Annotated in this window: 10 protein-coding genes, 1 tRNA gene and 1 rRNA gene; 8 read left to right on the top strand and 4 right to left on the bottom strand. The window is 42.2% G+C overall.

Going from position 1 to position 12,719, the window contains the following annotated elements:
- Nucleotides 1-318 precede the first annotated feature (318 nt).
- Both rraB and L4C33_RS14135 read left to right on the top strand, forming a co-directional pair.
- Nucleotides 319-735, top strand: coding sequence for a ribonuclease E inhibitor RraB (rraB, locus tag L4C33_RS14140; RefSeq protein WP_428813068.1), 417 nt, complete (start codon nt 319-321; stop codon nt 733-735).
- Nucleotides 736-861: 126 nt separating this feature from the next.
- Complete coding sequence (locus tag L4C33_RS14135) at nt 862-1,656, top strand: glycosyl hydrolase 2 galactose-binding domain-containing protein (RefSeq protein ID WP_428813067.1); 795 nt, start codon at nt 862-864, stop codon at nt 1,654-1,656.
- A gap of 157 nt (nt 1,657-1,813) precedes the next feature.
- Here the strand turns inward: L4C33_RS14135 and L4C33_RS14130 are convergent, their stop codons facing one another.
- From L4C33_RS14130 to pepA, 3 genes are all read right to left on the bottom strand, one after another.
- Nucleotides 1,814-4,687 (bottom strand): valine--tRNA ligase, encoded by a 2,874-nt coding sequence (locus L4C33_RS14130; protein WP_428813066.1) that lies wholly within the window; start codon nt 4,685-4,687, stop codon nt 1,814-1,816.
- Between the two features lie 102 nt (nt 4,688-4,789).
- A complete protein-coding gene (locus L4C33_RS14125) occupies nt 4,790-5,239 on the bottom strand; it encodes a DNA polymerase III subunit chi (RefSeq protein WP_428813069.1) in 450 nt (149 codons plus the stop codon).
- 87 nt (nt 5,240-5,326) lie between these two features.
- On the bottom strand, nt 5,327-6,847 hold the full coding sequence (gene pepA / locus L4C33_RS14120) for a leucyl aminopeptidase (RefSeq protein ID WP_428813065.1): 1,521 nt from the start codon (nt 6,845-6,847) through the stop codon (nt 5,327-5,329).
- A gap of 191 nt (nt 6,848-7,038) precedes the next feature.
- Between pepA and lptF the strand changes: the two genes are divergently transcribed.
- Entirely contained in the window at nt 7,039-8,139 is a 1,101-nt protein-coding gene (lptF, locus tag L4C33_RS14115; protein WP_428813064.1) for an LPS export ABC transporter permease LptF, read from the top strand.
- A 3-nt stretch (nt 8,140-8,142) separates the two neighbouring features.
- Nucleotides 8,143-9,213, top strand: a complete 1,071-nt coding sequence (lptG, locus tag L4C33_RS14110; RefSeq protein WP_428813063.1) for an LPS export ABC transporter permease LptG — start codon at nt 8,143-8,145, stop codon at nt 9,211-9,213.
- A gap of 55 nt (nt 9,214-9,268) precedes the next feature.
- Here the strand turns inward: lptG and L4C33_RS14105 are convergent, their stop codons facing one another.
- Nucleotides 9,269-9,745, bottom strand: a complete 477-nt coding sequence (locus L4C33_RS14105) for an RDD family protein (RefSeq protein WP_428813062.1) — start codon at nt 9,743-9,745, stop codon at nt 9,269-9,271.
- A gap of 191 nt (nt 9,746-9,936) precedes the next feature.
- Here L4C33_RS14105 and L4C33_RS14100 point away from each other — a divergent pair.
- From L4C33_RS14100 to L4C33_RS14085, 4 genes are all read left to right on the top strand, one after another.
- A tRNA-Leu gene (locus L4C33_RS14100) sits at nt 9,937-10,021 on the top strand.
- Nucleotides 10,022-10,294: 273 nt separating this feature from the next.
- Nucleotides 10,295-10,699, top strand: coding sequence for a VOC family protein (locus L4C33_RS14095; RefSeq protein ID WP_428813061.1), 405 nt, complete (start codon nt 10,295-10,297; stop codon nt 10,697-10,699).
- A 91-nt stretch (nt 10,700-10,790) separates the two neighbouring features.
- On the top strand, nt 10,791-12,044 hold the full coding sequence (locus L4C33_RS14090; protein ID WP_428813060.1) for a cyclic di-GMP phosphodiesterase: 1,254 nt from the start codon (nt 10,791-10,793) through the stop codon (nt 12,042-12,044).
- Between the two features lie 540 nt (nt 12,045-12,584).
- Nucleotides 12,585-12,719 (top strand): 16S ribosomal RNA (locus tag L4C33_RS14085); the annotation flags it as partial.

The raw sequence follows: 12,719 nt of genomic DNA, 5'->3' as shown, positions 1-12,719 counted from the left end.
CTTATAGTAAATATACCGATGTTCTATTCAACTGAGCCTTTTTCTGTCTATGCAAGTTTGATGCTTAATAACGCATTCTGATTAGTTTAATTAGCAGCTAGTGTACGTAATGAATATGCGAAATCAGATTTTAGTTAATAATATGTTGAAAATTTGTTTCTGTGATTGTGGTTTTATTTTCTAAGAAGCGTAGGAGGAATAATCTAGCTAGAAAGATCCTTTACACCCTCTAATCTGGTGGCTTTTTGAGGCGATCCATGACATATTTCGTGGCTATCAAATTTGATCTTTTCATAGTCAACACTCTGGAGCAGACACATGTCTCACGAAGATGAATATCTATCAGTAGCGGAATTAATTGAATTTCAAAAGGAAGAGACTCGCGACATCATTGAAGCATTAATTGAGGACGGAAGTGATCCTGATGCTTTATACGATATTGAGCACCACCTATTCGCTGAAGATTTCGAAGTACTAGAGAAAGCCGTTGTTGAAGCATTCAAAATGGGTTTCGAAGTTCTTGAAGCTGAAGAGACTGAAGACGAAGATGGCAAGAAGCTACTTTGCTGTGATGCAACAATGCAGTCAGTGTTAAATGCAGAAACGATTGACGCGCAAGTTGAGAAGCTAGTAAACCTTGCTGAAAAGTTCGATATTATTTATGACGGCTGGGGCACTTACTACGAAGGTGAAGATGCAATCCACCCTGAAGAAGACGATGAAGACGAAGAGTAATCATCTTCCAAATTTTTAAAAATGCCAGCCTAGTGCTGGTATTTTTTTACCCATAGAAAAACAAATGTCTTTATGCGCACTCATTCATTATAATGCGGTCAAAATTGATCTAGCTCAAGGAATGATATGCGGTTTTCTCTCGATGGTCTTTGGCAAATTTCGCCACTTACAGACCTATCTATCCCTCAAGACGACATTACTTTTCCAGCTCCACTAAGTTCAAAGCTACCAGCAACTTTGAATGAAGAGCAGATCGCAGAGCAAGAGTGGCACTTAATGCATGATATTGAGGTTGATGAAGCCATGATGTCTGTGCCATTTGTTGAGCTTGTGGTTGCTGGTGTCGACTACTTTGCTGAAGTCCGTTTGAATGGCGTTGCTGTATTTGATTGTGATGGTACTGAAGCTGAATATCGCAAAGATATAAGTCCTTATTTGCAACTAGGTCGAAATCGTTTTGAGATCCTTTTCCTAGAAGAGGAAGAAGGTTTATTGCTTGAAGAAGATATGGAAGACTCTTTGCCTAGTGATGAGCGAGTAAAGTCAGACAGCCGAATGGGAATTTGGCAAGCACCGTATTTGCAGTTTGTTCGTCATGTAAAACTTGAACAAGTTGTGACAGAGCAAATTTGGCACCATGGGGGAGGGTGTGAGTTTAAGGTCGATGTCATTTACCAAACCTTAAAGGCTGGGTTAGTGTCTGCTTCCATAAAATTTAATGGTATGACTTTAGTACTGCCTATTGATGTTCGGGCTGAACATACTGGCGTGGTTTTTCAGATTGAAGCTCCTATCATTTCAGACCTTGAAGCTACTAATCTCAAAAACCGTTATCACCTAGAAGTCGAGATTGACGGACAACTTGAAGTTTCAGAGGTTGCGCTGAACCCCGCATCTTGCGTTAGTCACTTCTTGCGCTAGCTCTAACCTTTTCACTAGAGTTATTCAGTATCAGTAATAAGCTGAAGAAACTTTAGGTAATACCAGATAGACACCTCAGCGACACTGTTATCCAAGTATTAAAAAAGCCGATGTATTCACATCGGCTTTTTTCGTATTGCTTTAATAGGCTTAAAGATTAAAGTGCAGCGATTGTCGCTTTTTGCTCTTCAAGCTTAACAAGAGTCTCCTGGTAGCCTTCAAGCTTTTCACGCTCTTTGGCGATAACTGCTTCTGGCGCTTTAGCAACGAAACCTTCGTTACCTAGCTTACCTTCAATACGCTTGATTTCGCCGTGAGTTTTCTTCACTTCTTTATCAAGACGAGCAAGCTCTGCATCTTTGTCGATAAGACCAGCCATTGGGATCATCAGCTCAGATTTGCCAACCAGTTTAGTTGCACAAGCCGGAGTCTCTTCGCCATCAGCTAGAACTTTAATATCGTCTAGTTTAGCTAGAGAGTTAAGAACGATTTTGTTCGCTTCGATACGAGCAGCGTCTTTCTCATCTGCAACCTTGATCATTACCTCTAAGCCTTGGCTTGGTGCAATGTCGTATTCCGCACGTAGGTTACGGATAGCAGTGATGAAAGTCTTAACCCATTCGATGTCGTCAACGATCTCAGCATTGAAGTTAGCTTCATTAAACTGAGGAAGCGCTTGAGTCATGATAGTCTCACCTTCAACACCATCTACTAGCGGCTTAACGCTCTGCCAAATAGATTCAGTGATGTAAGGCAGAACTGGGTGAGCAAGACGCAGAGTCTTCTCTAGAACAGTGATCAGCGTGTAACGAGTCGCTTGTTGCTGAGCTTCAGTACCTTTCCAAAGAACAGGTTTAGTTAGCTCTAGGTACCAGTCACAGAATTGGTTCCAGATGAATTCGTAAAGCGTATTAGCTGCCATGTCTAGACGGTAGTTGTCTAGGTGAGCGTTAAACTCTTTCGCTGCAACTTCAAACTGAGATTCAATCCATTTGTCTGCTAGAGAGAACTCCATGTTTGCACGGTCTTCTACAGACAGTGACATGCCACAATCGTGCTCTTCTGTATTCATCAGTACGTAACGGCTTGCGTTCCATAGCTTGTTACAGAAGTTACGGTAACCTTCAAGACGCTTCATGTCCCAGTTGATGTCACGGCCAGTTGAAGCCATAGCAGCAAGAGTGAAACGAAGTGCGTCAGTACCGTATGGTTCGATACCGTTTTCGAAAGTTTTACGTGTTGCTTTTTCGATCTTAGCAGCCAGTTTAGGTTGCATCATGTTGCCACAACGCTTCTCTACTAGCTCTTCAAGGCCGATGCCGTCAATCATGTCGATTGGGTCAAGTACGTTACCTTTCGACTTAGACATCTTGTCGCCGTTTTCATCACGGATAAGGCCCGTCATGTAAACCGTTTTGAAAGGTACTTGAGCCTTGCCATCTTCGTCTTTCACGAAGTGCATGGTCATCATGATCATACGAGCAACCCAGAAGAAGATAATATCAAAACCAGATACTAGTACTTCAGATGGGTGGAATGTTTTCAGTGCTTCAGTATCTTCAGGCCAGCCTTGCGTGCCGAACGTCCAAAGTGCAGAAGAGAACCAAGTGTCTAGTACGTCGTCGTCTTGCTTAAGTACAACAACAGGCGCTAGGTTGTTCTTTTCACGAACTTCTTCTTCAGTGCGACCTACGTATACTTTACCATCGTTGTCGTACCATGCTGGGATACGGTGGCCCCACCAAAGTTGACGAGAGATACACCAGTCTTGCACGTCACGCATCCACGCGAAGTACATGTTTTCGTACTGCTTAGGCACGAACTGGATTTGACCATCTTCAACGGCTTTAACTGCAGGCTCAGCAAGAGGTGCTGTGCGCACGTACCATTGGTCAGTCAGCATTGGTTCGATAACTACACCACCACGGTCGCCGTAAGGTACGGTTAGGTCGTGATCTTTGATCTCTTCAAGAAGACCAAGCTCTTCGAATTCAGCAACAATAGCTTTACGAGCAGCAAAGCGCTCCATGCCTTGGTACTTAGCAGGGATGTCTGTTGAGTAAACATCGCTTTCTTCGCCGTTGGTTGTGAATACTTCAGCAGCATCACGGATATCAGCGTTGAACGTTAGGATGTTGATCATTGGTAGGTTGTTGCGCTTACCAACTTCGTAATCGTTAAAGTCGTGAGCAGGTGTGATCTTCACACAACCAGTACCTTTTTCCATGTCAGCGTGCTCATCGCCTACGATAGGGATAAGACGGTTAACAACAGGGAGTAGAATTTCTTTACCGATAAGATCTTTGTAACGTGGATCTTCTGGGTTTACGGCTACGCCAGTATCACCAAGCATGGTTTCTGGACGAGTAGTAGCAACAACAATGTAGTCTTTGCCATCCGCCGTTTTAACACCGTTCGCTAGAGGGTAGCGGAAGTGCCACATGAAGCCTTTTTTGTCTTTATTTTCAACTTCAAGATCAGAAATCGCAGTGTGCAGTTTAGGATCCCAGTTTACTAGACGCTTACCACGGTAGATTAGGTCTTCTTCGTATAGACGAACAAATACTTCTTGAGTCGCAGCCGATAGGCCGTCATCCATAGTGAATCGCTCACGATCCCAGTCTACAGATGCACCAAGACGACGAAGTTGTTGAGTGATCGTGCCACCTGATTCGCCTTTCCATTCCCAGATCTTGTCGATGAAAGCTTCACGGCCGTAGTCGTGTTTTGTTTTGCCTTCTTCAGCAGCAATCTTACGCTCAACAACCATTTGAGTTGCGATACCAGCGTGGTCAGTACCCACTTGCCAAAGCGTATTTTTGCCTTTCATACGTTGAGCACGGATAAGCGTATCCATGATCGTATCTTGGAACGCGTGACCCATGTGTAGGCTGCCAGTGACGTTCGGTGGCGGGATCATGATGCTGTAAGCTTCTTTTGATGTGTCACCGTGTGGCTTAAAGTAGCCTTTCTCTTCCCAAGTCTGATACAGAGCTTGTTCGATTGATGTTGGGTTGTATGTCTTTTCCATAGTGCTCTTAAACGGATACTGTGAATGGTTAATCGTGGTCAAACTTCATAAGTGAAGCTTCTTGAATCTAAATCCAAAGATAGCTTTAACTATGAGGTTTGACTATGGATGTTGAATCTCGATAGTTTGTAGCTGATATCCAGCCTGACGGTAAATTTTATACCTTTCTCGAGCGAGTTGCTTAGCTTTTTCTTCGCAAGGGACGAAGTCTATCACTTGAGTAAAGGCGTTCGCAAAGGTTGTATGATTATCGGCCAAGTTTATTACTAGTTGACGGTTCCAGTTAGGCTTTACACCTTCGTAGCCGATTTCGATGCTTGTAGAATACTTAGGGCCTTCTCCCACTAGGTTATGAGCAACAAAATCTTTTGGGTCAACCTGCCAAAAGTATTCTGCGATGGATTCCGCGTGCGCTTTATCATTGCAGTTTAAGAATACTTTAGCGCCTTGCTGAGCAAAGTGACGAGTGAGAAATAATACGTACTGGTCGAAGCCGTCTTGTTTTGACTGAGGGCTGTCTTGATTCACTATGTAGAATGTGGCGGTTTGTATTCGACTTGTTTGCATTCAACTAGGTACCTAACTCGTATATTGAAACTAATAAAAAAGGGCCCTGAGGCCCTTTTAGCTATTTGAAAGCTACTTTGAAGATTGCTCTTCAGATTCTTGGCCGCTTCGATTCAGTAGGAATTGGACAAGCATTGAGACAGGACGGCCTGTTGAGCCTTTAGATTTACCTGACTTCCATGCTGTACCTGCACTGTCGATGTGAGCCCAGTGGTACTTCTTCGTGAATTTAGACAAGAAACAGCCCGCAGTGATAGTACCGCCTGGGCGGCCACCAATGTTTGCCATATCAGCAAATGGGCTAGCAATTTGCTCGTGGTACTCGTCTGCCATTGGTAGACGCCATGCACGGTCACTAGCTTGCTCAGAAGCATTCACAAGTTCGTGAGACAGTGGGTTGTGGTTTGATAGAACGCCACTGATGTGGTGACCTAAAGCAATAACACATGCGCCAGTTAGTGTTGCAACGTCTACAACGCAATCCGGTTCGAAACGCTCAACGTAAGTAAGCGCATCACATAGAACCAAGCGACCTTCAGCATCTGTATTCAATACTTCAACTGTTTGACCCGACATGGTAGTTAGGATATCGCCTGGGCGGTAAGCGTTGCTACCTGGCATGTTTTCACAGCCAGCCAGAATACCTACAACGTTGATTGGTAGGTTTAGTTTAGCCAACGCTTTCATCGTTCCGAATACAGATGCAGCACCACACATGTCGTACTTCATTTCATCCATACCTTCACCTGGTTTAAGTGAAATACCGCCTGAATCGAAGGTTAGACCTTTACCAACAAGTACAATTGGTTTTGTGTCTGGGTCAGCTGCGCCCTTGTACTCCATGATAGACATCATGGATTCGTTCTTAGAGCCACGGCCTACTGCTAGGTATGAAGTCATACCCAGTTTTTCCATCTCTTCTTCACCAATGATCTTTGTTGTCACTGTCTCGTAATCGTCTGCTAGACGGCGAGCTTGAGAAGCTAGGTAAGCTGGGTTTGCAATATTTGGTGGCATGTTGCCAAGGTCTTTCGATGCTTTAACACCAGAAGCAATCGCCAGACCGTGAGAAATTGCTTTTTCACCGAGGCTCAGTTCACGACGTGTTGGTACATTGAATACTAACTTACGTAGTGGACGACGAGTTTCTGGTTTATTACTCTTGAATTGATCAAAAGTGTATAAGCCGTCTTTAGTCGCTTCAACAGCTTGACGAACTTTCCAGTAAGTATCGCGACCTTTAACGTGCAATTCTGTAAGGAAACATACCGCTTCCATAGAACCCGTCTCGTTTAGTGTGCTGATGGTTTTTTGAATAATTTCTTTGTATTGGCGCTCACCAAGTTCACGCTCTTTACCACAACCCACTAACAATACGCGTTCTGATAACACACCAGGTACTTGATGCAGTAGTAGCATCTGGCCAGGTTTTCCTTCTAGATCACCACGGCGAAGTAGTGAACTAATGTAACCGTCGCTGATTTTATCTAGCTGCTCGGCTACTGGAGAAAGGCGGCGTGGTTCGAACACCCCAACAACGATACATGCGCTACGTTGTTTCTCTGGACTACCACTTTTTACACTGAACTCCATGCGTACTCCTACATCCTGAAGACAAATAGAACTAAATGTTAGATAATGCACACTTACTTGTTGGATCCTACAATGGAACTAACCTTTAAATAAGCGTGCTAACAGTTAGCTAAAAATTTAAAAATAAAAGGTTCAACGGGAAATTATAGTGATTCAATTAAAAAAACAAGTTTTGTATAGGTAATTTCAGCGTGATTATTGTTAGATATTTGATCCGCGAGACACTCAAGAGCCAATTAGCGATCTTTTTCGTCCTTTTTCTTGTGTTTCTTAGCCAAAAATTCATTAGTGTTTTAGCCGATGCTTCAGATGGTGAAATCCCAGCAAGTTTGATCTTATCCATTGTGGCTTTGAACATGCCTGCAATGGGTTTATTGATGCTGCCACTCAGTATTTACATTGGTATTTTGCTGACTTTTGGCCGCTTATACGCTGAAAGTGAAATTGTCGTGATGAATGCAACAGGGATAGGTAATAAGTTCCTGATTCAAGCTGCGTTATATCTGGCTATTATCACCGCAACGATTGCCGGAGTGAACTCTCTTTGGTTATCACCTTGGGCACAAGATAAAGAAGCGCAATTAATAGAGGTGCTAGCTGCCGAAAACAGTGTTGATTTGCTTAAAGCGGGCAGCTTCGAACAAACACCAGATGGTTCATCTGTCGCTTTTATTGATTCTATTGCCGACAATAAGTTGGAAAATGTATTCGTTGCCCAGATGCGGCCTAGTGATTCAATCTTACCGAGTGTAATGTTTTCTAAATCAGGCGATGTCAAAGAACTTAGTGACGGGCGACAAGTCATCACAATGTATGACGGCACTCGTTATGAAGGTGTACCAACTCGTGTCGATTACATGGTGACACACTTTGAAGAGTATGAAGGTTTAATTGGTCAACGGGATGTGCAGAAGAAAGCACGTGATTGGGAAGCAATGCCAACATCGCAGCTAATTAATAATACTGATAATCGCGCTAAAGCCGAACTTCAGTGGCGTATTTCGTTAGTGCTGTGTATTCCATTGCTAACAATGTTGGTTGTTCCTCTTTCTGCGGTTAACCCACGTCAAGGCCGTTTTGCTAAGATGGGACCCGCAATCCTAATTTATTTGACTTACTTCTTAGCAATCAGTGCAACCAAATCTTCAATTGAAGATGGCAGTGTTCCTGCGATCATCGGTATGTGGCCAATTAATGCATTGCTATTAGTTGTAGCGATTGGCGTTAACTTTATGGATAGCGTTCCAGTAAGACGAATAAAAGAAAAATTCAAACAGAAGAGGCTCGCTTAAGCCGTGTTTAAAATATTAGATCTGTATATCGGCAGAACCATTATCTCGACAACGTCGTTAGTGTTAGTGACATTTGTTGGGCTATCTGGAATCATCAAATATGTTGAGCAACTAAGGAAAGTAGGGCGCGGTACCTACGATTTAGTACAAGCTCTGTACTTTGTTATTCTGAGTATCCCACGTGATATTGAAATGTTTTTCCCAATGGCTGCGTTACTTGGGGCTTTAATAGGCTTAGGTATGCTCGCTTCAAGTTCTGAGTTAGTGGTCATGCAAGCCGCCGGCTTCTCAAAACTTGATATCGGTTTGTCGGTATTGAAAACAGCCGTGCCTCTGATGATTATTGTGACCTTACTAGGTCAGTGGGGGGCGCCTCAAGCCCAAAAAATGGCTCGCGACCTTCGTGCGATGTCAGTCTCTGGGGGGAGTATTATCTCAACGCGAAGTGGTGTTTGGGCTAGAGATGCTAATGACTTTATCTTTATTGGTAAGGTGGATGGTGAGCAGCTACACGGCATGAATATTTGGCGCTTCGATGAAGGTAAAGAACTTCAGAATGTCATTTTTGCAGAGCAAGTGAACTATGTAAGTGATAACACGTGGCAGATGTCAGACGTACAGTTCACTACATTTGAGAACGAAGTAGAGATCTCCAAAGAAAATATCCCTACATACACTTGGAAGACATCTTTAGCACCAGATAAGCTTGCGATAGTAAATGTGAAGCCAGAAGAGTTGTCACTAAGCGGCCTAAATGATTACGTGTCATATCTGAAAGAATCGGAGCAAGACGCCTCACGTTATGAATTAGCTTTTTGGCGTAAGATCACTCAGCCGATATCTATAGCGGTTATGATGCTGATGGCACTATCGTTTATTTTCGGGCCATTACGAAGTGTTACTATGGGGGCGAGGATACTTTCAGGTGTGATCGCAGGCTTTACCTTCTATATATCGAGTGAATTTTTTGGGCCATTGAGTCTAGTGTATAAAATTCCTCCCGCCTTCGGTGCTGTAGCGCCAAGTATAGTGTTTCTAGCGATAGCGCTATTACTTCTTAGACGTAAGTTATAGGTAAAAAAAAGGAAGGCATAGCGCCTTCCTTTTTTATGCAAATTTTCAACTAAGGTTAATTTGCCTTGGGTAACACAACAACTTCTGTCTTTGCCCATATATCATGAAAAGCCCGTTTTTTATGGTCAAACGGTACCGTTAAATTTGCCAGACCAAACCCAGATGTACCTAAACGAATCAGAGCTTGTGTTACTGATATTGGAGTTCCATTTGGATTTTGCACTCGCATTTTCCATGCTCTCATCCCTAATGTTTGCCCAGCTCGAGTCCAAAAGAACACGAAGAAATAGATCCATACTACGACTAAGTAGAAAGTGTATACAGGGCTCCAGATTGGATGATTGGTGAGAAAGTCACTCACATCAGCGTAGCCGGCATGATCAAAAATTCCCATGGCCATTAATGCATGTAGCAAGGCAATGACGACACCAGCTGCCATCATTTCGATAGCGAGGATAATCAGAGCGTCATAGAAAAGAGCGCCAAAGCGACGCATCATGCCTGCTGGTGGTAGTGTATTAGATGAAGTCATAATTGAAGCTTATCTCTTAAAATTTGGCGTCAGAATATAGGCTAGAGCGCCTGGTGAAAAGAGACCTGACGCACAGCTTACTACTTAATGGCGAAATTATCGGCAAACAATAGGCTTTTCAAGTTTTTATACTTGCGCCAATGCTTCCCATACGTATAATGCCAAACATCAAGAGGGCATAGCCCTAAGATGCCGGTATGGTGAAATTGGTATACACGACGGATTCAAAATCCGTTGCCTTCGGGCGTGGCGGTTCAAGTCCGCCTACCGGTACCATATTCATATGATAAAGCCTCGACTTAAGTCGGGGCTTTGTTGTATCTAGACGTTTGAAATATTCTTTTTGTTTGTCTGAGATAAGAACAGCTATACCTCTCCTTCCATTATTCATAACCTTGATGTTTTTATTACAGCACATGAGCCAAATTAGTTGAGTTCATAAAGATACCTTTCTCAAGAAATTTAATTAAAATCTAATAAAGTCACACTCTTACCTTTAAAAATCTTCCTCGTTGACTATGTTTAAACTAAGCAATCAAGGAGAGTTCTATGTTCAAACTTACCCCATATCTTTTTTTTGGTGGAAAATGTGAAGAAGCATTGGAGTATTATCAGAAATGCTTTGGTGGTGTAGTCATCAGTAAGCAATATTTCAAAGATGCACCTCAAAGTGTCGAAGGGGTAAATCCAGAATGGATCATGCATGCCGAATTTGAAGCATTTGGAATGAAGCTCATGATGTCAGATGGAATGAATGCTAAAGAATTGTCTGGCAATAATGTGGCGATGTCTCTAGTGCTTGATGACACAAATACTCAGGCAAAACTGTTTGACTACCTAGCAACGAGTGGAAAAGTGATGATGCCACTAGCCGATACATTCTGGGGGGCACGGTTCGGCAAGGTTGAAGACCAATTTGGTATTCGTTGGATGCTTCATTGTGAGCTTCTTTGATTCTATCTACGCGAAATTTGCCTAATGATTTCAGGGTAGAGATCCATTAGAATTATAAATCGGTTTTAATTGATTATGATGTATATAAAACGTGGCTAGCATTAAAATTACAGTGGATCGTATACAGCCAGGGTTACATATTCGACTTCCAGTTAAGTGGAACGAGCACCCCTTTCTGTTTAATAGCTTTAAAGTGAAGGATGAAGAGCAAATACAGATCATCCGCCACCTAGGGATTAAATACGTCTATATTAACTTGGGGCAAAGTGATGCAGAGCCTTTACCTGCCAACCAAGAAGCAAAACAAGACTCGACGAAAAGTGAAGAAATTGACCTTGAAGCTCAGAAACTTTGGAAAGAGAAACAGCAAAGAATAGAGAAGCTGAGCTCTTACCGCCGTCGAGTCATTAACTGTGAAAAAGAATTTGAGCGCTCGCTTGCTAGAATGCGGTCCGTGATGCTTAAAATTCGTAGTCGTCCAGCTGATGCCGTAGAAGAAGCAACTCTATTAATAGAAGACATCGTAGATAAGCTGTTAAGTGATGATAATGTCACTCTCCACTTGATGAATGGAAAGAGTGAGTTTGAAGATATCTATTTTCACGCACTCAATGTTTCTGTGATTGCAATGATGGTCGGTAAAGCAAAGGGGTATGATGCAGCTAAACTCAAAGAGTTATCTTTTGCTGCTCTGTTTCATGATATCGGTAAAATAAAAATCCCTTCAGCAATACTTCGTAAGCAAACACCGTTAACTGTACCGGAAAGTAATTATCTAAAATTGCATACTAAGTATGGCTTGGATATGGCGAATGCTATTCAGGATTTCCCCGAAAGTACTAAGAAGGTTATAGCTCAACATCATGAAATGAATGATGGATCTGGTTATCCTGAAGGATTAAAAGAGCCTGAGATTGATGAGTTGGCACAAGTAATTGCTGTTGCTAATGCGTTTGATAACTTATGCCATCATAATATTCCCACTGAGCAAAAAATACCTTATGTAGCTTTGTCTCATTTATATAAGAACTGCAAACATCTATATAGCAATGACAACCTTAATATATTAATTAAGTTCATGGGTGTTTTTCCTCCGGGAACTGTTGTTCAACTATCTAATGACTCTATTGGGTTAGTTATCTCCGTTAACTCTAGCAACATCCTTTATCCGAATGTTCTTACTTATGATCCAAACGTGCCTCGTACTCAGGCTCCGATAATTGATCTTGGTGAGAAAGAGATAAAGATAGTTAATGCTATTCATCCGAGTAAGCTCCCTGAGAAAGTCAGAGAGTATCTGAACCCTAGATCAAGAATTTCATATTTCTTTGATAGCGATGATTAGGTTATCCACAGGTTTTTGTGGGTAACATGTAAGAAACATGAAGGTAAAAAGTGCACAAATAGATGCTTGAGTGACTTTTAGTCGCTTGAGCATTTTTTTTAAGAAAAATGCAGATTTAGACTTGCCTATAATCCGGAATTATCTATAATGCGCATCCACTGACAGGGCAGAGCCAATAAGGCTTCAGCTGATAATCAGTAAGACGATTATGAAAATTAAATAAACTTTTAAAAAGTGTTTGACACTCAAGTTTATCTAGCTAGAATGACCGTCCGCTTTGAGAAGAAAGCTTCGAAAAGCAAAGCTCTTTAACAAYTTAAACCTATCAATCTGTGTGGGCACTCGTTGATGATATCAAAAAGATTTCYTCGGAAATCGACTTTGGTTTCAATGAACTGAGTGACCAATACGAATAACTTCGGTTATTTGGCACAGTCAATTCATTACCATTCTGTTGGAATGGTAATAGCTTTAGAATTACATGTTTACTTCGGTAAATAWTAGTTTTGAAGTCAGTATTCATTGAGCCGACAAAATCTTAAATTGAAGAGTTTGATCATGGCTCAGATTGAACGCTGGCGGCAGGCCTAACACATGCAAGTCGAGCGGAAACGACATTATTGATTCTTCGGATGATTTAATGGGCGTCGAGCGGCGGACGGGTGAGTAATGCCT

Source organism: Vibrio makurazakiensis, from assembly GCF_050337375.1.
GTDB lineage: Bacteria > Pseudomonadota > Gammaproteobacteria > Enterobacterales > Vibrionaceae > Vibrio > Vibrio makurazakiensis.
Note: the sequence above shows the minus strand (reverse complement) of the source record. Positions and strands in the feature narration are given on the sequence as shown.

Bases quoted from the DNA above. Each gene is read 5' to 3' on its own strand.
- rraB (WP_428813068.1), top strand. From the start codon at position 319: ATGTCTCACGAAGATGAATATCTATCAGTAGCGGAATTAATTGAATTT.
- L4C33_RS14135 (WP_428813067.1), top strand. From the start codon at position 862: ATGCGGTTTTCTCTCGATGGTCTTTGGCAAATTTCGCCACTTACAGAC.
- L4C33_RS14130 (WP_428813066.1), bottom strand. From the start codon at position 4,687: ATGGAAAAGACATACAACCCAACATCAATCGAACAAGCTCTGTATCAG.
- pepA (WP_428813065.1), bottom strand. From the start codon at position 6,847: ATGGAGTTCAGTGTAAAAAGTGGTAGTCCAGAGAAACAACGTAGCGCA.
- L4C33_RS14105 (WP_428813062.1), bottom strand. From the start codon at position 9,745: ATGACTTCATCTAATACACTACCACCAGCAGGCATGATGCGTCGCTTT.
- L4C33_RS14095 (WP_428813061.1), top strand. From the start codon at position 10,295: ATGTTCAAACTTACCCCATATCTTTTTTTTGGTGGAAAATGTGAAGAA.